At 45.6% G+C, this 23,025-nt stretch carries 17 protein-coding genes; 3 read left to right on the forward strand and 14 right to left on the reverse strand.

Annotation, left to right across the window (positions count from 1 at the left end; all coding sequences use genetic code 11):
• Nucleotides 1-60: 60 nt before the first annotated feature.
• The 6 genes from parC to nudF form a co-directional block, all read right to left on the reverse strand.
• On the reverse strand, nt 61-2,340 hold the full coding sequence (parC, locus tag ACE1OE_RS14330; RefSeq protein ID WP_449211463.1) for a DNA topoisomerase IV subunit A: 2,280 nt from the start codon (nt 2,338-2,340) through the stop codon (nt 61-63).
• A 5-nt stretch (nt 2,341-2,345) separates the two neighbouring features.
• Nucleotides 2,346-4,226: a DNA topoisomerase IV subunit B gene (parE, locus tag ACE1OE_RS14335; RefSeq protein ID WP_102469791.1), complete on the reverse strand. Its 1,881-nt coding sequence runs from the start codon at nt 4,224-4,226 to the stop codon at nt 2,346-2,348.
• A gap of 228 nt (nt 4,227-4,454) precedes the next feature.
• On the reverse strand, nt 4,455-5,042 hold the full coding sequence (yqiA, locus tag ACE1OE_RS14340) for an esterase YqiA (protein ID WP_449211464.1): 588 nt from the start codon (nt 5,040-5,042) through the stop codon (nt 4,455-4,457).
• Nucleotides 5,042-5,866: a 3',5'-cyclic-AMP phosphodiesterase gene (gene cpdA / locus ACE1OE_RS14345; protein WP_449211465.1), complete on the reverse strand. Its 825-nt coding sequence runs from the start codon at nt 5,864-5,866 to the stop codon at nt 5,042-5,044. Before cpdA ends, yqiA begins: the two co-directional genes overlap by 1 nt.
• A 29-nt stretch (nt 5,867-5,895) precedes the next feature.
• Entirely contained in the window at nt 5,896-6,348 is a 453-nt protein-coding gene (locus ACE1OE_RS14350; RefSeq protein WP_102469788.1) for a DUF1249 family protein, read from the reverse strand.
• A complete protein-coding gene (gene nudF, locus ACE1OE_RS14355) occupies nt 6,345-6,974 on the reverse strand; it encodes an ADP-ribose diphosphatase (protein ID WP_372059863.1) in 630 nt (209 codons plus the stop codon). Before nudF ends, ACE1OE_RS14350 begins: the two co-directional genes overlap by 4 nt.
• A 235-nt stretch (nt 6,975-7,209) precedes the next feature.
• On the opposite strand from nudF, the gene tolC reads away from it, so the two are divergent.
• On the forward strand, nt 7,210-8,532 hold the full coding sequence (gene tolC / locus ACE1OE_RS14360; RefSeq protein WP_102469786.1) for an outer membrane channel protein TolC: 1,323 nt from the start codon (nt 7,210-7,212) through the stop codon (nt 8,530-8,532).
• A gap of 74 nt (nt 8,533-8,606) precedes the next feature.
• Here the strand turns inward: tolC and hldE are convergent, their stop codons facing one another.
• The 5 genes from hldE to ACE1OE_RS14385 all read right to left on the reverse strand — a co-directional run bounded on the left by hldE (nt 8,607) and on the right by ACE1OE_RS14385 (nt 16,720).
• The gene (hldE, locus tag ACE1OE_RS14365; RefSeq protein WP_372059862.1) at nt 8,607-10,037 is read right to left on the reverse strand and encodes a bifunctional D-glycero-beta-D-manno-heptose-7-phosphate kinase/D-glycero-beta-D-manno-heptose 1-phosphate adenylyltransferase HldE; all 1,431 of its coding nucleotides are present in this window, start codon (nt 10,035-10,037) and stop codon (nt 8,607-8,609) included.
• A gap of 181 nt (nt 10,038-10,218) precedes the next feature.
• Nucleotides 10,219-13,065: a bifunctional [glutamate--ammonia ligase]-adenylyl-L-tyrosine phosphorylase/[glutamate--ammonia-ligase] adenylyltransferase gene (gene glnE / locus ACE1OE_RS14370; protein ID WP_449211466.1), complete on the reverse strand. Its 2,847-nt coding sequence runs from the start codon at nt 13,063-13,065 to the stop codon at nt 10,219-10,221.
• 86 nt (nt 13,066-13,151) lie between these two features.
• A complete protein-coding gene (locus ACE1OE_RS14375) occupies nt 13,152-13,922 on the reverse strand; it encodes an ABC transporter permease (RefSeq protein ID WP_102469783.1) in 771 nt (256 codons plus the stop codon).
• 1 nt (nt 13,923) lies between these two features.
• Complete coding sequence (locus ACE1OE_RS14380; RefSeq protein WP_102469782.1) at nt 13,924-14,844, reverse strand: ABC transporter ATP-binding protein; 921 nt, start codon at nt 14,842-14,844, stop codon at nt 13,924-13,926.
• A 202-nt stretch (nt 14,845-15,046) separates the two neighbouring features.
• Nucleotides 15,047-16,720: a SulP family inorganic anion transporter gene (locus tag ACE1OE_RS14385; protein WP_102469954.1), complete on the reverse strand. Its 1,674-nt coding sequence runs from the start codon at nt 16,718-16,720 to the stop codon at nt 15,047-15,049.
• A gap of 235 nt (nt 16,721-16,955) precedes the next feature.
• Between ACE1OE_RS14385 and can the strand changes: the two genes are divergently transcribed.
• Nucleotides 16,956-17,615, forward strand: coding sequence for a carbonate dehydratase (can, locus tag ACE1OE_RS14390; RefSeq protein ID WP_102469781.1), 660 nt, complete (start codon nt 16,956-16,958; stop codon nt 17,613-17,615).
• A gap of 55 nt (nt 17,616-17,670) precedes the next feature.
• Here the strand turns inward: can and hpt are convergent, their stop codons facing one another.
• Complete coding sequence (gene hpt, locus ACE1OE_RS14395; RefSeq protein ID WP_102469780.1) at nt 17,671-18,201, reverse strand: hypoxanthine phosphoribosyltransferase; 531 nt, start codon at nt 18,199-18,201, stop codon at nt 17,671-17,673.
• 484 nt (nt 18,202-18,685) lie between these two features.
• Here hpt and ACE1OE_RS14400 point away from each other — a divergent pair, with 484 nt between their 5' ends.
• Nucleotides 18,686-19,306, forward strand: a complete 621-nt coding sequence (locus tag ACE1OE_RS14400) for a LuxR/HapR/OpaR family quorum-sensing transcriptional regulator (protein WP_372059857.1) — start codon at nt 18,686-18,688, stop codon at nt 19,304-19,306.
• A gap of 99 nt (nt 19,307-19,405) precedes the next feature.
• Here the strand turns inward: ACE1OE_RS14400 and lpdA are convergent, their stop codons facing one another.
• Nucleotides 19,406-20,833 carry a dihydrolipoyl dehydrogenase gene (lpdA, locus tag ACE1OE_RS14405; protein WP_102469778.1) on the reverse strand — a complete coding sequence of 476 codons (1,428 nt, stop codon included), beginning with the start codon at nt 20,831-20,833 and terminating at the stop codon, nt 19,406-19,408.
• A gap of 266 nt (nt 20,834-21,099) precedes the next feature.
• Nucleotides 21,100-23,010, reverse strand: a complete 1,911-nt coding sequence (aceF, locus tag ACE1OE_RS14410; protein ID WP_449211467.1) for a pyruvate dehydrogenase complex dihydrolipoyllysine-residue acetyltransferase — start codon at nt 23,008-23,010, stop codon at nt 21,100-21,102.
• Nucleotides 23,011-23,025: the final 15 nt, after the last annotated feature.

Genomic DNA, 23,025 nt, shown 5'->3' on the forward strand with positions numbered 1-23,025 from the left:
TAACGGATAAGCAAATCATAAAAAATGCCGCTGAATATTCAGCGGCATTTTTGTTAGGTTTTATTCCTCGGTATTTTCTGTTTCCAGTACGGTGCCGCCCTCAACATCAATCCGAGTAACACGCTGCAGGCCTCTTGGTAGTAAACCACCTCGACGTCCTCGCTCGCCTCTGAAATTATCCAAGTCACTCGGCTTAAGACCCAGCTTGCGCTTACCCGCATAAAGCGTCACAGACGCACCTTGCGGTAAAGCCATTAGGTGGGACACAAACTCTTCCCTTGCTTTCGCTTTAGCGGAAGGAATATTGATGATCTTATTGCCCTTCCCTTTCCCTAACTGAGGTAGGTCTTTAATCGGGAACAACAACATCCGCCCCTGATTCGTAATGGCCATGATTTCATCCGAATCCAAGTCACCAACCTCACTCGGTGTCATCACCTCGGCCGCTTGAGGTAGAGTGACTAATGCCTTACCACTTCTGTTTTTAGACAATAAGTCAGAACCTTTACAAACAAATCCATAGCCAGCATCAGACCCAACCAACCACAGTTGCGTTTCTTCACCCATAATGACCTGACGAATAGTCGTACCAGCATTGATATTCAAGCGACCGGTAATCGGCTCACCTTGGCTACGAGCAGAAGGCAGTGAATGGGATTCAAGCGAATAACTTCGCCCATCGTTTCCGAGGAATACTGCAGGTTGACTGCTTTTTCCACGAGCTGAAGCCAAGTAAGTATCACCCGACTTATAATTCAGGGTTGATGGATCGACATCATGGCCTTTCGCGTGGCGTATCCAGCCTTTTTCTGACAACACAACGGTGATCGGCTCACTAGGAACAAGATCTCGCTCGGTCATGGCTTTCGCTTCAGCACGCTCAACCAAAGGAGAGCGGCGGTCGTCGCCATATGTCAGAGCGTCAGCTTGAATCTCTTTTTTCAGCAAGGTGTTCATGCGACGCTCAGAGCCCAACAAGCTTTCTAGCTTCTGACGTTCTTTTTCAAGTTCATCCTGCTCACCACGGATCTTCATCTCTTCGAGCTTAGCTAAATGGCGAAGTTTAATATCTAAAATCGCGTCCGCTTGAATGTCAGTAATACCAAACCGAGCAACAAGTACCGCCTTCGGTTCGTCTTCCGTTCGAATGATTTCGATTACTTCATCAAGATTGAGATAAGCAACCAACAAGCCTTCTAGGATATGTAAACGCGCTAATATCTTATCTAAACGGAACTGTAGGCGCTTACGCACAGTATCGCGACGGTATGTAATCCATTCAGATAAGATCGCTACCAGGCCTTTAACCTGTGGTCGATTATTTAGACCAATCATGTTGAGGTTAACGCGGAAGTTTTTCTCAAGATCCGTAGACGCAAACAGGTGGTTCATCAGCTGGTCGCAGTCAATTCTGTTTGAGCGAGGAACAATCACGATGCGTGTCGGATTTTCATGATCAGATTCATCACGAAGATCGTCTACCATTGGCAGTTTCTTCGCTCGCATCTGGTTAGCGATTTGCTCTAATAGCTTCGCACCTGATACCTGATGTGGCAGGGCCGTAATAACAATATCCGAGCTTTCTTTGTGCCAGACGGCACGCATTTTTACGCTGCCACGACCGGTGCGGTAGATCTTCTCGAGATCCGCTTGCGGCGAAATAATTTCGGCTTCTGTCGGATAATCCGGCCCTTTGACGTAGGCCATCACATCGGACAGTTCCGCTTTCGGATTGTCAATCAAATGTACCGTAGCTTCAGCCACTTCACGGACGTTGTGAGGAGGGATATCCGTCGCCATACCCACCGCAATACCAGTAATCCCGTTTAAAAGGATATGAGGCAACCGTGCAGGTAGGATTTTTGGCTCTTTCATTGTGCCGTCAAAGTTAGGTTGCCATTCAACCGTTCCTAACCCGACCTCACTAAGCAGTACTTCTGCAAACTTCGACAGTTTCGCTTCGGTATAACGCATCGCTGCAAATGATTTAGGATCATCGGGCGCACCCCAGTTACCTTGACCATCAACCAGTGGATAACGATATGAAAATGGCTGCGCCATTAATACCATTGCTTCATAACAAGCAGAATCACCATGAGGGTGGTATTTACCAAGAACATCACCAACAGTACGTGCTGATTTTTTATACTTGGCAGAAGAGGATAACCCTAGCTCAGACATCGCATAGATAATACGACGCTGTACAGGCTTAAGGCCATCGCCAATATACGGCAATGCACGATCCATAATCACGTACATTGAGTAATTCAAATAGGCATCTTCGGTGAACTTGCGCATCGGCAGTTGTTCAACGCCATCAAAAGACATTTCAGTCGACATTATACTTATACCTCGGCCATGTCGCCGTTACTTTGCAGCCAGCTTCGGCGGTCATCCGCTCGCTTCTTGCCGAGTAACATATCCATCATTTCATCTGTCGCCGTATCGTCATCGATCGTTAACTGAACCAAGCGACGAGTATTCGGATCCATCGTCGTTTCACGCAGCTGAAGTGGGTTCATCTCACCCAAACCTTTAAATCGTTGAACGTTGATCTTCGCTTTCTTTTTGCTCAATCGCTCTAAGATGCCGTCTTTTTCATCATCATCAAGTGCATAAAAGACTTCTTTTCCACAGTCAATCCGATACAGAGGAGGCATTGCCACATAAACATGCCCAGCCGATACTAAGCTTCTAAAGTGCTTAGTAAACAACGCACACAAAAGGGTCGCAATATGCAGCCCATCAGAATCCGCATCCGCAAGAATACAGACCTTGCCGTATCGTAAACCGTCTAAATCATCGTTATCAGGGTCAATGCCAAGCGCCACCGAGATGTCATGCACTTCTTGGGACGCTAATACCTGATCGGTCGCCACTTCCCATGTGTTCAGGATTTTACCACGTAATGGCATGACGGCTTGAAACTCACGATCGCGAGCTTGCTTCGCAGAACCACCCGCCGAGTCGCCTTCCACGAAAAAGATTTCAGTACGACTCAAATCCTGTTGAGAACAGTCGGTCAGCTTACCTGGTAATGCTGGGCCAGAGGCCACTTTTTTACGGACCACTTTTTTACTGGCGCGCATACGACGATGGGCATTGGCAATACATACCTCTGCCAGTTGTTCAGCCAATTGAGGTTTTTCGTTCAACCAAAGGCTAAAGGCATCTTTAACGACACCCGAAACAAACGCCGCACACTGCCTTGATGACAATCGCTCTTTTGTTTGACCAGCAAACTGAGGATCTTGCATCTTCACCGACAACACGTAAGAACAACGGTCAAACACATCATCACCGGTCAGCTTAACACCACGTGGTAACAAGTTACGGAATTCGCAAAACTCACGCATGGCATCAAGTAAGCCCTGACGCAAGCCATTGACGTGCGTACCGCCTTGCGCAGTAGGAATTAAGTTGACGTAGCTCTCGGTGATCATCTCACCGCCTTCTGGTTGCCAGATCAGAGCCCATGTCGCCGCTTCAGTTTCAGCGCTAAATTCACCTGTGAACGGTTGTTCTGGTAGGACGGTATAACCTTTTACCCCTTCGGCAAGGTAGTCTTTCAAACCATCTTCGTAATACCATTTGTAATCTTTGCCGTTCACTTTATCGGTGAAGGTAATCTCTAAACCAGGACAAAGTACCGCTTTAGCTCGCAGGTTATTAACAAGACGAGTCACTGAAAAATTAGGCGAGTCAAAGTAACTGGTGTCTGGCCAAAAGTGCACACTGGTGCCTTTGTTACGGCGTCCACACGTTCCAGTTACTGTCAATTCTTCTACTTTATTACCGTGTTCAAAAGCCATTTCATAGACTTGGCCTTCTCGGCGAACCGTCACTTCAACGCGCTTGGACAACGCATTGACGACGGAGATACCCACCCCATGAAGGCCGCCTGAGAACTGGTAGTTTTTATTAGAAAACTTACCACCAGCATGCAGCTTACAAAATATCAGTTCAACCCCTGACACTTTTTCTTCTGGGTGAATATCTACAGGCATACCTCGGCCGTCATCAATCACTTCTAGAGATTGATCGGCATGGAGAATCACTTGTACTTTTGAGGCATGTCCGGCTAGCGCTTCATCGACACTGTTGTCGATAACTTCTTGGCCCAAATGGTTTGGGCGCGCTGTATCCGTATACATCCCTGGTCGGCGACGTACTGGCTCAAGACCATTGAGTACTTCAATGGCTCCAGCATTATATTGTTCTGTCATAATACGGAAATTTTACTCAAATAAAGATTGATACTTAGCAGCAAAAAAGATGTTTGGTGGTGCTTGCACCATCCGCCTTAATACACTCGTAAAGTCAGAATATTAAGGCATACGCGTAAGTACAGACATATCATAGTCTGGCTCAAAGGAAGTGTTGTCAAGTTTCACACCAAAGTTGGAGGGAAATTTATGACTGTCTCCTCAGCTACGCACTTATGATCAGTAAACTTATAGGGCTAAGAACTGAATGATTTGCTCAGGATAACGCTCAAAGTCGATAAAACTATGGTCACCGCCAGGTTCAACGGTTTGCTTAGAATCGGCATATTTGGTCACCGCTTGGCGGAAATCCAATACCTCATCGCCTTCTTGTTGTAGCAACCAAAAGTCTTGGGGGGAGCGAATCGTTTTCACATCCAATGCTTTCAGTTCATCGATGTGTTTTGATTCTAAGGTGTATTTCTCATGAGTATAAGGATTTTCTTGCTCACCAAGAAAATCCACAAGCAACTCATACGGTTTGACCGCTGGATTTATGAGTACAACCTTGTAGCCATATCGCTCATGCAACCACGTCGAAAGGTAGCCACCTAACGAGCTTCCCACCAAACCAAGATGATGTGTTTTTTCATATTGGCTAATAATATCCACGAGATAATGCGCTGCTTGTTGAGGAAAGCATGGCATCTGCGGAACCACCACCGTAATATCAGGCCGATTATCCTGGCAAAACTGCTGCATGACTTGCGCTTTATGCGATAGCGGTGAGCTGTTAAAACCATGAATATAAAGCAACAACGATGGTTTATTTTCCATTAGTAACCTTCTGCGTTGAAGTCTGGTCGGAAAGCCCCATGAGGCAGCCGCTTTACCGTGGTGTTTAGTTGTCCATTATCAAACAACTCTAACTCACGCCAACCTGGCGATAGGGTATCGAGAGAAAACTCGTTCGAGTTAGGCTTAAATTGCACACACGTAGACGGCGTCGCAAGCACTCTTACACCGCGACGTAACTGATCAAGCTCCTGATGAATATGCCCACATAGAACCGCACGAACGTTGTCATGCTTGTCGGCAATCTCCCAGAACTCTTGTGAATCTTTCAGGGAGTGCTGGTCAAGCCACGCACTATTCACCAGTATCGGGTGATGATGGAGCAACACCAGAGTATGTCGGTCGCTATGCTGAGTCAGAATTTGGTCGAGGTAATCTAGCTGCTGATCACTCAGGCGCCCATGAGGAACACCGACGACTTGCGAATCAAGCAGCACAATCTGCCAATGCTCACCAAGTAACTTATGCGTCGCCGTCTGAATCAGAGGAGAATCAAGCACACTATTCATACTTGGTTTGAAATCGTGATTACCAGGCAACCAAAAGCACGGAAGTTGGAGCGGTACAATACCCTCAACAAACTTACGATAGGACAATTCGGTATGATCTTGAGAAATATCTCCGGTTGCCAATAGCGCATCAAAATGCGCCCCTTGCTTGCACACTTCAGATACAACAGCGTTAAAGCTGTCATGGGTATTGACACTCAGCAAGCAGCCATCCGGGGGCGCAAATAGATGCGTATCGGTCAACTGCAGTAACCTGACGGCACTAGACTGAGATTCACCACTGGGTGTTGTTTTCAAAATAATAAAACCTGAATATCTACTATTGTTTAACTTCGATACATGATCGGAGCTCGACTAATTCCATTTTTAAGACAAAACGTCAACCAATCACTAAGAAATTGATTAAATTGAAATTTTTCATCTTTCTGGAGCATTTTTGTATTAGGGTAATCGTACCGCGCTTTCACTCTAGCCGTTTGTTCACAATGACAAACTTCGGCAACTTTAGCGTCATGGTAGAGCCTAACTATCATTTTAGGCAAAGGAAAAACAGGAAGTTCATCATCTTGGCAAATTTCCACCAATGTTGTGTACTTCGTCACTTCTTGAATGACTAGCTGATACGTCAATGAACCGGCTTGGTAACAACGCACATCGCCAACGTCTGGCGAGATAGGAATCAATCGATTTAATTTGGCGTAGTTGGTTTCATAAACTCGCATTAGCTCTGCAAGATCAACATGATACACTTTTTTATCGCCTTGGCGTGTTGGGCTCATAATGACCACTCACGCTGTAGCTGAGCGTAATTCAGCTCAAGCCACTGCAATGCAATAATTGAAGCGCCGTTTTCTATCTCACCACTGGCTATCATTTGATAGGCTTGCGTGCGAGGCACCACTTTAACTCGAATGTCTTCACCTTCGCTTTTTAAACCATGAACGCCACTCGCTGTCGATGAATCTACCTGTCCCACAAAGACGGCTATTTTTTCAGAGCATCCCCCAGATGAAGGATAATAGGACGTCACTTTAGTCAACCGATCAACATTCACCCCAGCTTCTTCGACTGCTTCTCGCTGCACAAGTTCTTCAACAGACTCTTGTTTATCGACGATACCCGCTATAATTTCCGTTTGCCAAGGGGAGTCGTGCTCCAGAGCCCCCACCCTAATTTGTTCAATGAGTACCACTTCATCACGATAAGCATCGTAAGGCAGTAATGCCGCAGCACCGCCACGAACCAACATTTCACGTTGAATCTCAGAACTCCAGCCTCCATCAAAAAGGCGATGCTTAAAGCGATACAGCACCATTTCAAAAAAACCGCTAAACACCGTTTGTTTAGAGATTATTTCGACATCCTTTGATGTATATGTAGCGGACGGTTGTTCTGATTTATTCATGACAAACCTCATTAAAAATGAATGTTACAGTTTACTCAACGAATCGCCTAACTACCAACGACAAGCTTCAACTTTTTACGTAATAATTCAAAAAACATTAGGTTTTGGTTAATTTATTGTCGCAATTTTGAGTGCTGTTGCGTAAAAAAGTGCAAAGTTTCGAGTGAATTACGTCGATTATAAGTTAAACTGTGAATCATACCTCTTATTCAGTATTCAGGCAGGATCAGGACAAATGAAAAAACTGCTTCCACTATTCATCGCAGCTGCATTAGGAAGCGCAAGTGCAGCAACATGGGCCGACTCTTTAACAGAAGTCTACGACCAAGCTAAGCAAAACGATCCTCAACTGTTGCGTTCCGCTGCAGAAAGAGATCGTGCATTTGAAGCCATTAACTCTGCTCGAAGCACTTTGCTCCCTCAAATAAACCTAACCGCTGGATATGATTTCACCCGCGTAGACAACAATTTAGGTGGTGATAGCGACAATATAAGCGCTGGTTTGGGTTTCTCTCAAGAACTGTACAATCGTTCAAGCTGGATCACACTTGATACCGCGGAGAAAAATGCTCGTCAAGCGGATTCGCTTTATGCGGCTGCTCAGCAAAACCTAATCCTACGTACCGCACAAGCTTACTTCGAGGTTCTTCGCTCAAAGGATAGCCTTGAGTCCGTAAGAGCCAACAAAGCGGCTGTCGCTCGTCAGCTAGAACAAACAAAGCAACGTTTTGAGGTTGGTTTGTCTGCGATTACCGATGTTCATGATGCTCAAGCACAGTATGACCGTGTCTTAGCGGATGAAGTTATCGCCGAGAATGACCTGCTGAACAAGTACGAAGGTCTGCGCGAAATTACGGGTCAAGAACATTCTAATATTGATATCCTAGATACCGATCGTTTTTCTGCCGCTCGTCCACAACAATCCGTTTCCGTTTTCTTAGAAGAAGCACAATCTAAAAACTTAGACTTGTTATCGGCACGTATTGGTCAAGACATCGCAAAAGATAACATCACGCTAGCAAGCTCTGGTCATCTTCCAAAGCTAACCTTGGATGGTGGCTATGGTTATGACAACGAAAGAAATAGTGTGTCTAGCCGTTACGGCACAGCGAATGAGACAACTAACTCATTTAATGCTGGCATTAATCTTTCGGTTCCACTGTATACCGGCGGCAATATCACGTCACAAACCAAACAAGCAGAGTTTGCTTACGTTGAAGCAAGCGAACAGCTAGAGCAAACTTACCGCTCAGTCGTTAAAAACGTTCGTGGTAACAACAACAACATCAACTCTTCAATTGGTGCTATTCGCGCATATGAACAATCTGTTATCTCTGCAGAGTCAGCGCTTGAGGCAACTAAAGCTGGTTTTGATGTCGGTACACGTACCATTGTTGATGTGCTAGAAGCCACGCAAGCATTGTATGACGCAGAAAGCAGCTTGTCGGATGCTCGATACGACTACATTGTGAGTGTTTTAAACCTACGTCAGTCGGTGGGTACATTAAGCGAACAAGATATCATTGATGTCAATGCTGGCTTAAAGAAAGCAGAGTAGTAACAACATCTCGTTAAAATAAATGAAAAAAGGGACGCGAATGCGTCCCTTTTTATATCTTATTAAACAAAGCGTTAGCCTTGCCCACCTTTAATCGCTTCAATGATTTCTGTTGTTGAACAGCCATCTTCAAAGTTAAGGACTTTAACTTCACCACCAGCGGCAATCACTTCGATTCCGCCAGCAATCTCTTCCGGTTTATAATCGCCACCTTTCACCAACAAACTTGGTAAAACCTCAGCAATTAATCGTTGTGGTGTTTCTTCTGAGAAAGGAACAACCCAATCTACCGCACCTAAACCTGCTAGCACCGCCATGCGGCGATCTGTTGGGTTGACTGGGCGTCCAGGACCTTTTAGCGCTCGAACTGATTCATCCGTGTTAACGGCAACAATAAGGCGATCACCTAGCTCAGCCGCGTGATTAAGATACGACACGTGCCCCGCATGAAGAATGTCAAAACAGCCATTCGTCATAACGACTTTCTCACCTTTCGAACGTGCTTTTTTCACCGCTTCAATTAAAGCGGACTCACTAATAACACCAAAGTCAGTATCCTGACTACCATGTACCGCTTCGGCAAGTTCAATCGTTGATAGCGTAGATGTGCCCAATTTACCAACTACAACACCAGCTGCCGCATTTGCTAATGCACACGCTTCATCTAATGGCTTACCCGCCGCAACAGAAGCAGCTAAGACAGAAATAACCGTATCACCGGCACCCGTTACATCAAACACTTCTTTGGCTTGAGTCGGCAAGTGAAATGGTGCTTCGTTGCGACGTAACAGCGTCATACCATGTTCGCTGCGTGTCACTAGTAGGGCTTCAAAATCGAACTCTTCGATTAACGCGCAACCTTTTTCAACGAGCTCTTGGTCATTTTTAACTTTGCCGACAACCGTTTCAAATTCAAGCATGTTGGGTGTCAGCAATGTTGCACCGCGATAACGCTCGAAATCGGCACCTTTCGGGTCAATGAATACAGGGACACCCGCCGCTTTCGCTTGCTGGATGTACGCTTGTACATGCTCTAGGGCACCCTTAGCGTAATCAGATAGCACCACCGCTTTAACATTAGGCAAAGCAGTCTTCATCTTGTTCAATACTAACGCAGGGTCGGTACCTTCAAATTTATCTTCGAAGTCTAAACGTATGAGTTGCTGACCACGACTTAACACACGCAGTTTTGTGATGGTTGGGTAATCGGCAAGCTCAACGAAGTCGCATGTCACATGTAATGACGACAACGTATCGGTCAACACTTTAGCCGGCTCATCTTTGCCAACAAGCCCTATCGTGTGTGCGTGACCGCCTAGCGAAGCAATATTCATCGCAACGTTGGCAGCACCACCTGGACGCTCTTCGTTGTTTTCTACTTTCACTACAGGTACTGGCGCTTCAGGTGAAATACGCCCTGTTGGGCCATACCAGTATCTATCCAGCATGACATCACCAACAATCAGTACACCTGAATCGCTGTAATTAGGTAGGATGGGTTTCATTCTCTCACTCCAAATAACAAGCCTGGAGGGCTTTTGCTCCCAGGCTATAATTGTTCTTTATGTTACGGCATCTCATCACGGTATCGACATGAATTATCAACGGATAAAGCATCACAATACGAATTTAAGACTTTGAAAAGATAGTAGCACAACTCTTAGGGCTGACACCAAACTCGAGTGGTCAAGTCATCCATTGTTGCCATGCTTGCCTAACCGCTTCTCGCTCTTCAAGTAGCTTATCGTCTGCCACATCGGCATCCAAATTTAACAAATTACGATGATGGATTTCATCTCGTAGTGTTGTGTAGGCTCGGGTTAATGTCATCACTTGTTCTTCGTCCATGACCCCTTGCTGGAGCATGCTTTCAAAAATCCGAACATTGTCCGACCAACGAGTCAGCTTTGGTTTCTCATGACTAAAACGTAGCACTAGGTATTGCGCCAGAAATTCAATGTCGGTAATACCACCGGGGTCTTGCTTTAACATAAAGCGCCCAGCTTTTTTTCCACCAAGATGAGCGCGCATTTTTTCACGCATTTCAACCACCTTGGGTTTAAGTTCCTCAGCATCACGCGGCTTACTCAATACGTCCACACGCGTGTGGTTAAAGGCTTGATGCAGTAGTTCATCACCATATATTAGCCGCGTGCGAACCAATGCTTGATGCTCCCATGTCCAAGCATCATTATGCTGATACTCATCAAATGCCTCTGTCGGACTCACCAGTAAACCAGAGACACCAGACGGACGAAGACGCGTATCGACTTCATACAAAATACCTGACGCAGTACGCGTCGAGAAGATATGAATAATACGCTGAGCTAAGCGTAGATAAAATTGTCGGCCATCAATCTCTTTTTTACCGTCGGTATACACATTCACAGGACAGTCGTGCATAAAGACGATATCAAGGTCGGAGTTATATCCGAGCTCCCAACCACCCACCTTGCCATAGCCAATCACAGCAAAGCCATTGCTCCCGCGATCTTTGATATGAGTCGGCTCTCCAAACTTCTCCGCCATTTGTTGCCACGCTTGGTTCACACCAGCTTCAACAATGGCCTCGGCTAAGTACGTTAGGTGATCACTCACTTTCATCACAGGCAGCACCCCTGCAATATCCGCCGCTGCAATCCGCAAAATACAGGTTTGCTTAAACTGGCGCAGTGCTTCCATTTGCTGTTCCATATCTTCTTCAGGGATACGAGCAAGGTAATCTCTAAGCTCTGTTTTATACGACGCCAAAGGAACAGGGTTATACAAATGAGACGGATCAAGCAGTTCATCAAGAAGAATAGGATAACGACCCAGCTGCTCTGAAATCATAGGGCTTGCTGTGCATAAACGAACTAATTGAACCAGCGCTGCTGGGTGCTCATCTAATAACTCAAGGTACGTCGTTCGAGTGACGATGCGATGCAAGACATGCAGCACTCGAGATAAACCAAACTCGGCATCTTTATGGGCATAAATAGCACTGAATACCTTAGGCATTAGGCGATTCAGCACCTCTCGACCTCGAGGCCCTAGGGTCTTCTTCGCCAGATCTTTTTTAAATTGGCAAATCGTGCTTCGCTTTACATCTGCATTATCAAGGTTCAAGTCATGCTCAAGAATGTGTTCGACGACTTCAGGATCATGCACCATATCCCATAATTCATGGAAGTGCTTCTGTACTGGACTCGGCGTTTCTTCTTCATCTTCACCAATCAGATCACCAAACACGCAATGAACGTTAAGCATATGTTGAGACGTCGCCTCCAGCATGAGATCCCAAGACTCAAACCCCATCGCAAACGCGAGCTTGATTTGGTCCGTCTCTTTCTCTGGCAATGTTTGTGTTTGTTTATCCGCCATAGCTTGCAGTAAGTTTTCTTGACGTCTTAAGAAACAGTAAGCCTCTCGCAGGTGCATCACTTCTTTTTTCTCAAGTAGTGCGAGAGTTTCAATGGCATCGAGCGTTTCAAGTAACCCGCGTCCTCGCAAGCTAGGTTCTCGACCACCACGAATAAGCTGAAAAACTTGTGCAATAAACTCAACCTCACGAATCCCGCCAGGCCCCAGCTTGATATTATTGCCAAGTCCACGACGTCTCACCTCACTGCTGATCATCGATTTCATACGGCGTAAGGATTGGATCGCACTAAAATCAATATAGCGGCGGAACACAAACGGACGCAACATTTGGCGCAGCTCTTGGTATTCAGGATACATCTCACTCCCCATTACCCGAGCTTTTATCATGGCGTAACGCTCCCAGTCTCGACCTTGCTCTTGGTAGTAATCTTCAAGAGCGGCATAACTCATCACCAGCGGCCCACTTTCACCAAAGGGGCGAAGGCGCATATCCACACGGTAACAAAAACCGTCGAAGGTCTGCTGATCCAAAGCCTTGATGATGCGCTGGCCTAAACGAGTAAAGAACTGCGCATTAGCAATGGAGCGTCGTGCGCCCTGCGTTTCACCATTTTCTGGGTAGGTAAAAATCAAATCGATATCGGATGAGAAATTCAGCTCACCACCGCCTAGCTTGCCCATTCCGATAATGAGCATTGGCTGTGCTTCGCCTTCGGCATTGCAAGGGGTTCCCCACTCATTGCAACATACCTGATACTGCCAGCGGTACGTCTCAAATATCATGGCTTCTGCAAGCATCGATAAATGCTGCAAGCTCTCTTCTAGCGTCCAGTCGCCCACCATGTCACGCCACGCAATATACGTCATTTCACGGTTACGAAAGCGTCGTAATTCACGGTGGCCATCGGTTTCAATCGAGCACGCCGATAACACGGTGCGTAGGTGCTCACGGTAAGATTCAGCGCGCTCTGGATGCTCAAGCATTTGTGGTAACTGCTGAAATAAAACCTCATCTTTCAATAATGCTTCTTCAACAAATTCGCTGATTGACAACACACGTTGCAATTGCTCTAAACGCGTGGCAGGCCAATGCGAAGCGTCTGCATATCGTTCGTGGATTCGCTCAATTGACTGTTGAGTATGTAATTCTAATGATGCTGGCAGTTGCATTCGTCGTCCTTGTCTCGACCCAAAAACAAAAATGGTGGCTCATTCGCCACCATTTAATTTATCAGTTCAGTAATTGATTCAAGCGATTAGCTTCGAAGGCCAATCCCTTTTGTTACTAAATAATGTGCTACCCCATAAAGTACCACGATAAACACTAAGAGTACGCCAAATGAAGTCACAATCCCGACATCGGATACCCCTAAGAATCCATAACGGAAGGCATTGACCATATAAACAATCGGATTGATTTTAGATATACCTTGCCAGAATTCAGGTAAGAGACTGATTGAATAGAATACACCGCCTAGATACGTCAATGGCGTTAAAATAAACGTTGGAATAATAGAGATATCATCAAACGTTTTTGCAAATACCGCGTTGATTAGTCCACCAAGAGAAAATACGACCGAGGTTAAGAATACCGTCGCGATAATGATGCCCCAATGCTGTACCTGAAGATCAACAAAGAAAAGCGATACCAACGTCACGATCGTACCAACAAGCAGACCGCGAACCACACCGCCCATCACAAACCCAGCAATAATCACATAATTAGGGACGGGCGCGACCAGCAGCTCTTCAATATTTTTTTGAAATTTAGCACTAAAAAAGGAGGAGGCAACGTTAGAGTAAGAGTTAGTAATCACCGACATCATGATAAGGCCAGGGACGATGTACTCCATGTAACTAAACCCACCCATTTGACCAATTCGAGATCCAATCAAGCTGCCAAAGATAATAAAATACAATGTCATCGTGATCGCAGGTGGTACTAAGGTCTGTACCCAAATACGCGTAAAACGGTTGATCTCTTTCGTGAGTAAGCTCTTAAACGCAGTCCAGTAAAGAGTGTGCATACTACTGCTCCTGTTGCGGTTTACGAACAATCGAGACAAACAACTCTTCAAGTCGGTTCGCTTTGTTTCGCATTGATAATACAGTGATACCCGCTTGAGTCAGTTGCTCAAACACGTGATTCAGTCCTTGTGTTTTTTCTAGTTCAATCTCCAGCGAACCATTCACCATATGCTGAGCCGTCACACCTGAAAGTACTGGTATGTCATGATTATCGGCAATATCAAAAATAAAGGTCTCGACATGAAGTTTGTTCAATAATGACTTCATCGAGGTATTTTCGATCAACTCGCCACTTTGAATAATACCGATATTTCGGCACAGCAATTCAGCCTCTTCTAGGTAATGCGTGGTCAAAATAATGGTAATACCTTGCTTGTTAATCTCTTTTAGAAAATCCCACATAGAGCGACGCAGTTCAATATCAACACCAGCGGTTGGTTCATCAAGGATCAGAAGCTTGGGTTCATGCATCAAAGCCCGCGCAATCATTAAGCGACGCTTCATGCCCCCCGATAGGTGGCGTGCACGTTCATCTTTTTTCTCCCACAAATCTAATTGTGTTAGGTATTTTTGCGCACGCTGCTTAGCAAGATCACGCGGGACACCATAATAACCAGCTTGTTGCAATACGATTTGCTGCACGGTCTCAAATGGATTGAAGTTAAATTCTTGTGGTACAAGGCCGAGCTGCTGCTTTGCCTGCTCGAGTTGGTTATCGATGTTATAACCAAACACTTTTACACCACCAGAGGTTTTGTTTACTAGCGATGTAATAATACCAATTGTGGTCGATTTCCCGGCACCATTTGGGCCAAGCAAGGCGTAAAAGTCCCCTTGCTCTACGGTCAGGCTTACACCTTTGAGCGCCTCAAACCCACCTGCATAGGTCTTGCGGAGTTGTTCTATTTCTAATGCGTACATGCTGTGCACCGATTGTGATCAGACTAGGATGTTTTGACAATTCCGATTATATCGAAAAATAAAGAAGTCGTGGTTATTTATCTCCCACCAACATGATGGCGCGTCGCTCTCTTTTCAATAGTAAACGTACAATCCGCTTGAATCTATGCCTCCCTTGCTTCACTCATATTGCTGTTGAAAAATAACAATCGTATACGCAACCTCATTCGTTATCCTGTGTAAGTGGGCTTGTCGCAAGCGCACGTGAAGCGGCACTCAATGCGAGCTCTCTTGAGGGGTAGATGTTGCTGTGAGGCACCAAATCAATAATGTGGAACTTATCTAATTGCTGTTGTGTTTGTTCATTAGGACAAAGTAAATACACCCTACAGTTGGCATCCAGTGCATCTTTAATCGCATTTTCAAGGGCAAGCCCGACGGTGACATCAATCATAGGCACATCCGTCAGATCGAGAATCATTGCTTCGTAATCGGCGATACTTGAATGTTGGCGAGAAATGGCTTTTGAGACACTGAATATCATCGGCCCCGATAGATAGAAAAATAATATTTTGCCATTGGCTTGCTCTAGCAAACGACGCTCATTCGCTGTCAGCGGCACATCATCTTCATCTGCGTCACTAATGGCTTTGACTTGGCGAGCTTGCTCCCGGCTTAAGCGTTCGATAATAATGATATTGGAGATGAACACCCCTAGCCCGACGGCAACAATGAGATCAACGAACACCGTTAATAACATCACACCGTACATGATTGCCATGCCTTGAAGGCTGACTTTATGAGCTCGCTGGATGAAGCTCCAGTCCAATATATTAAACCCAACAAACACGGCAATACCCGCCAAAACCGCCATTGGGATCGGTTCAGTTAGCCCACCAGCCACCAAAACGACTAACGCTAATACCATGGCACGAACCACACCAGACAATGGTGAACGAGCCCCAACTTGGATATTAGTCACGGTTCCCATGGTCGCGCCTGCACCAGGAAGCGCTCCAAAAAGTCCAGCAACTAAGTTCGCTAGACCTTGACCCCGCAACTCCTTATCGGAGTCATGTTCTTTACGAGTCAAAGAGTCTCCAATCACGGCGGTCAATAGGGTATCAATACACCCCAACGTGCCAAGTACGAGCGCATCAATCACCATCGTAGTCAACATATCGGCATTGATATAAGGCATCACAAGGGTGGGGAGTCCTGCAGGAATTTCGCCTATACGACGTATACTGTCTGAATCAAAAAACACCACCGACAATAAGGTGACCGCTACGAGTGCGACCAGTTGTGGCGGAACATATTTTTGATACCGCTTGGGAAAGAAAAATAAAATAGCCAGCGTCAACAGGCCAAGAAATAGTTCGGCAATATCCAGCTGCGCGAAAATATCAGGAACCGCTTGCAGCGTGCCGATCACCCCACCAGCTGGCGCGGCTTGTCCGAGCAAAGGCGCAAACTGAAGAATAATCAAGATAACGCCAATGCCCGACATAAAACCGGACACGACACTATATGGCATAAGCGTGACGTATTTCCCCAGTCGCAATGTGCCCAGCAACATTTGGAACGCCCCAGCCATCATTACGACCGTAAAAGTCATGGCCAATCCGGTCTCTGGGTACTTAGCCATCATACTGGTTAGCACCGCCGTCATAATCACGGTCATTGGGCCTGTAGGCTCAGAGATTAACGTTGATGAGCCGCCAAATAACGAGGCAAACAGGCCAACCATAATGGCGCCCCACAATCCGGCCTCTGCGCCCGCGCCCGATGCGACCCCAAACGCTAGTGCGAGGGGCAGCGAGATGATTGCGGTAGTAACACCGCCAAAGAGATCTCCTTTCAAACTCATGTCACTAAAACGATGTGTTAACTGCATAGCCATCCCTGTTCAATACATCAAAAATCGCCGTACAATATCAAATGTAAGCACCCATGAAGAAGTGTTATGAATTGATTCAATTGTTATAACTCATATTCAAAACGAAACTTAATGTGTAAGTCGCTGATTTTCGGTGCATGAAGACGTCAGATGAGTGCTTTTTGACATAACTTTTACGGGATTCAAATTGTAACATTGTGTATAGTGATTTAAGTCACTTAAAGGAATAACCATGCCAGAAATCAAACAACTCTTTGACAATAACTCAAAATGGTCAGAGCAAATTAGAGCAGAACGCCCCGCGTACTTTGCCAAGCTAGAAGAAGGTCAGAACCCTGGGTTTCTTTGGATCGGTTGTTCAGATAGCCGTGTCCCAGCAGAGCGCCTTACCGGTTTGTATTCTGGCGAACTCTTCGTACACCGTAATGTAGCAAACCAAGTGATCCATACTGACCTCAACTGCTTATCCGTTGTGCAATATGCGGTAGACGTGTTGAAAGTGAAGCATATTATTGTCTGCGGGCACTATGGATGTGGCGGTGTCAATGCTGCCATCGATAATCCACAACTTGGGCTCATCAACAACTGGCTGCTGCACATTCGTGATTTATACCTAAAACATAGAAATTGGCTCGGTGAGCTGCCGCAAGACATGCGGGCCGATAAGTTATGTGAAATCAACGTTGCTGAGCAGGTATACAACCTCGGTAACTCAACGGTCATGCAGGGCGCATGGGAGCGTGGACAAGATACTGAAATCCATGGCGTGGTTTACGGCATTGGTGATGGCAAGCTGCAAGACCTAGGCGTTCGTTGTTATAGCCGCGAAACTCTCGAAGTCAACTATCAAGCCGCGATGGCAAAAATTCTCAATAGTGAAGTACTGAAGTAACTCGATTCCCAACAGTACCACTATTGTAAAAATGCCCACTTCTGTGGGCATTTTATTATTCTTGCGGTACAACCTTACCAATGTAAGGTAAATGACGGTACTTCTGCGCGTAATCAATACCCACACCGACAACAAACTCGTCTGGAATACCAAAGCCAATCCATTTCACATCAACAGGAACCTCACGGCGAGACGGCTTATCGAGCAAGGTACAGATCTGGATAGATTTCGGCTCACGTAAAGAAAGTATCTCTTTCACTTTCGTTAACGTATTGCCAGTATCAATAATGTCTTCAACCAACAGGATATCTTTACCTTTGATATCGTCATCAAGATCTTTCAAGATACGAACATCACGAGAGCTTTCCATGGTATTACCGTAACTAGATGCGGTCATGAAATCGACTGAGTGCGTAATATCAATAGCACGCGCTAGGTCAGCCATAAAGACGAACGAACCTCTCAACAAGCCGACCATAACAAGGTCTTCGCTGCCTTTATAGTACTCGGTAATTTCCTTACCTAAGACTTGAACACGGTCATGTACTTCTTTCTCAGAAATCATCACTTCAATGGTATGTTTCATATCGATCTCTATTTTTGTTGTTAACTCCAACCATGTCACCCTAGGCAGGTATCTCTGTTGATACTGGCCAGCTATCAGGATTAGGAGAGTCGTTTTTAAAGTGGCCGTATGGTAACACTTTATGCCTTTCGATAAAAACCAAGGCTATTCCCCCCTACTAGCCTCATGTGGTCTAAACCACATGAGGCTCCTTGTTAACGTAACCTGTTGAAAAAAAATTACACTTTCAAAAAAAGTGTGATGTGCAGGTAAATAAGCACTAATTATCATAATTATCAGTGAATGTGCATTGACCAACCTATATATGCACCATTACACTTATCGCTTAAAAGAAAAAGCCAAGCGGTAAATTTCCAAAATGGAAATCGATATAATGAAAGTCACCTCGTCTTTCTTTAGTCATCTCCCATTGCGGACATCTGACTCGGCATCACAATAAGAGCATTTACGTCATATGCTCAAACAACGTTGGCAAGGAAATAATATGGACTCAATCATTAAAAGACCTAGAACCCGCCTATCTCCTCAGAAGCGTAAACTGCAACTCATGGAGATAGCCTTAGAAGTATTTGCGACACGTGGGATTGGCCGTGGTGGACACGCTGATATTGCAGAAATTGCTCAGGTTTCTGTTGCTACAGTTTTCAACTACTTCCCAACCAGAGAAGACCTCGTCGACGAAGTGCTCAATCATGTCGTCTGTCAACATTCTAACTTTTTATCTAACACCATTGATCTCGATGTCACTATCAAAGAGAACCTAACGAATATCCTCGACAATGTCGTTGACCTAGTTATGGAAGATTGTCATTGGAATAAGGTATGGTTTGAGTGGAGTACGTCAACTCGTGATGAAGTTTGGCCACTGTTTATGTCGTCAAATAAAACGAGCCAAGCGCTTGTTGAGAATATGTTCATTAAATCCATTGAGCGTGGTGAGGTCTGCCCTCATCATGAACCCAAACATCTGACGAGTCTTTTCCACGGGATTTGTTATTCGCTATTCATTGAGGCAAATCGTAATAAAGACAGTGACAGTATTAAGTCTTTAACGGATTGTTACATGAATATGGTGTGTATCTACAAAGACGTTGCACATCATTAAGACGCCCATCTAACAATAGATTGAAGGTAGTCTTACCTAGTTTAGAAACATAAAAAAACCGCTCTTAAGAGCGGTTTTTTGTATCATGAAGAAAGGTGATTATTTCTTTTTCTTCGCCTTTGCATTCGGAAGGTCAGTAATCGTACCTTCAAAGACTTCAGCGGCAAGACCCACTGACTCGTGCAAGGTTGGGTGAGCATGAATAGTCAGTGCGATATCTTCTGCATCACAACCCATCTCGATAGCTAGACCAATTTCACCTAGTAATTCACCACCGTTAGTACCAACAATAGCACCACCAATCACACGGTGTGTGTCTTTGTCGAAGATAAGCTTAGTCATACCATCAGCACAATCAGAAGCAATCGCACGGCCTGATGCTGCCCAAGGGAAGCTTGCTGTTTCGTAGTTTAGACCTTCTGCTTTCGCTTCTTTTTCAGTCTTACCTACCCACGCAACTTCTGGCTCGGTATAAGCAATCGACGGGATGACTTTCGGATCAAAGTAGTGCTTCTTACCAGAGATAACCTCTGCCGCTACGTGGCCTTCGTGCACACCTTTGTGCGCAAGCATTGGCTGACCAACGATATCACCGATAGCGTGGATATGAGGTACATTAGTGCGCATTTGCTTATCAACATTGATAAAGCCGCGCTCATCCACTTCAATACCCGCTTTTTCAGCATCCAAAAGCTTACCGTTTGGCACACGACCAATCGCAACAAGAACCGCATCATAACGCTCAGCTTCTGCTGGTGCTTTTTTGCCTTCCATTGAAACGTAGATACCGTCTTCTTTCGCTTCAACAGCCGTCACTTTGGTTTCAAGCATCAAGTTAAACTTGTTTTTAATACGCTTGGTGTAAACCTTAACCATGTCTTTATCAGCAGCAGGAATCAGTTGATCGAACATCTCAACAACGTCGATCTTAGAACCTAGTGAATGGTAAACCGTCGCCATTTCTAGACCGATGATACCACCGCCCATGATAAGCAGTTTTCCAGGAACTTCTTTAAGCTCTAGTGCATCCGTTGAATCCCAAATACGTGGGTCTTCATGCGGAATGAACGGTAACTTAATAGGACGAGAGCCTGCGGCTACGATCGCATTATCAAAGTTAACCGTTGTTTTGCCATCTTCGCCATCAACATCGATAGAGTTAGGACCAGTAAACTGACCTAAGCCGTTCACTACCGTCACTTTACGCATCTTAGCCATACCGCCAAGACCACCGGTAAGTTGACTAATAACTTTTTCTTTCCAAAGACGGATCTTATCGATGTCCGTTTGTGGCTCACCAAATACGATGCCATGCTCAGCAAGTGCTTTCGCTTCTTCGATAACTTTAGATACGTGAAGTAGTGCTTTAGATGGGATACAACCCACGTTCAAACATACACCACCAAGCGTGCTATAACGCTCGATTAGAACCGTTTCTAGGCCTAAATCGGCACAACGGAATGCAGCGGAGTAACCAGCAGGACCGGCACCAAGTACTACCACTTGGGCTTTAATTTCTTTGCTCATTTTGACCTCTTGTAGTCATTATCCCTAACAGGCTGAGTGGGTATTGATTTCTTATTGTGAGGCGTTGTTTAAAATAAAAATCACTTAAACAATGCAACGTCAGACCGCCAACAGTTTACAGAGATGTTAATGGTGTGAAAAGTAAATCAATTTAGCCTGTGAGCTAGACAGCAATTCGATTTGTAAAAATTACAGTATCATCAAATTGTCATTGAATATCGTAAATAAGGGCGACTATTTTAGCCGCCCTACTTTCTAACCTTTGCTTATAGTACCAAGCGACGAATATCGCTCAAGCAAGCATTTAGGTAAGTAATGAAACGCGCACCTTCCGCGCCATCAATCACACGGTGGTCGTATGATAGAGACAATGGAAGTTGTAGGCGTGGCTCAAACTCTTTGCCATTCCATACCGGTTTCATTTCAGACTTAGATACCCCTAGGATACCCACTTCTGGTGCATTGACGATTGGCGTAAATGCCGTACCACCAATACCACCAAGGCTAGAGATAGTGAAACAACCGCCTTGCATATCGCCAGCCGTCAGCTTACCAGAGCGTGCTTTCTTAGAAATCACGGCTAGCTCTTCAGACAACTCGTAAATGCCTTTCTTGTTCACATCCTTAAAGACAGGAACAACCAAGCCATTTGGCGTATCAACCGCAATACCAACATTTACATACTTCTTCAGAATAATGCTTTCGCCGTCATCAGATAGAGAAGAGTTAAACGTTGGGAACGCTTCAAGTGCTTTAGCGACCGCTTTCATGATGAACACAAGTGGTGTGATCTTCATGCCCGTATCTCGCTTCGCTTCAATCGCGTTTTGCTCTTTACGGAATGCTTCAAGCGCTGTGATATCTGCGTTGTCCCACTGAGTAACATGTGGAATCATTACCCAGTTACGGTGCAGGTTAGCACCAGAAATTTTCTTAATCTTAGAAAGCTTCTGGATCTCAGTATCACCAAACTTGCTGAAATCAACTTTAGGCCATGGAAGCAGACCAAGAGCAGAGCCGTCACCGCCTTTGCCAGATGCTGCAGCACCAGACTCAAGACGCTTAAGCGCCTCTTTAACGTAAGACTGAACGTCTTCTTTCAGAATGCGGCTCTTACGACCTGAACCTTTCACCTTCGACAGGTTAACGCCAAATTCACGAGCAAGACGACGAACAACTGGAGAAGCGTGCGCGTAGTCACCGTTCTCTTGGAAGTCGCCTGCTGCTGGAGCCGCTGCAGGTGCTTCTGATTTAGGACGGTCCGCCGATGCGGCAGGTGCCGCCGCTGGAGCGGCTGCTTGTGCCGGTGCTGCAACAGGAGCTGCGCCTTCAACGACAAACGTCATGATTAGAGAGCCAGTTGACACGGTATCGCCAGCTGCAATCTTGATTTCTTTCACTGTACCAGCGAATGGTGCAGGCACTTCCATTGAAGCTTTGTCACCTTCAACAGTAATTAGAGATTGCTCTTCTTCTACTGTATCGCCAACCGCTACCATGATTTCAGTAACTTCTACTTCGTCACCACCGATATCTGGTACGTTGACTTCTTTTTCAGCAGAAGCAGCTGGAGCTGCTGCAACAGGAGCCGCTGCTGGAGCAGGAGCGGCTGCAACTGGAGCGCCAGAACCTGCAACTTCAAATACCATGACTAGAGAACCAGTTGATACTGAGTCACCAGAAGCGATCTTGATTTCTTTAACGATACCAGCGAATGGTGCAGGCACTTCCATTGAAGCCTTGTCGCCTTCAACAGTAAGAAGCGATTGCTCTTCTTCTACTGCATCACCGATAGCGACCATGATTTCAGTGACTTCAACTTCATCACCGCCGATATCTGGAACGTGAACTTCTTTAAGTTCAGCGGCCGCAGGAGCCGCAGCAACAGGTGCCGCTGCTTCAACTGCTGGCGCAGCCGGTGCTGCTGCACCTTCCGCAGGAGAGCCTGCCTCTTCAAAGATCATGATAAGAGAACCAGTAGAAACTGAATCACCTTCTGCTATTTTGATCTCTTTAACGATACCCGCTTGAGACGCAGGAACTTCCATAGAAGCTTTGTCGCCTTCAACAGTGATCAGTGACTGCTCTTCTTCAACCTTGTCGCCAACGTTTACTAGAATCTCAGTTACTTCAACCTCATCTGCACCGATGTCTGGTACATTAATTTCGATTGTCATTGTGTTTTCCTATCT

It is taken from the genome of Vibrio sp. E150_011 (genome assembly GCF_053544015.1).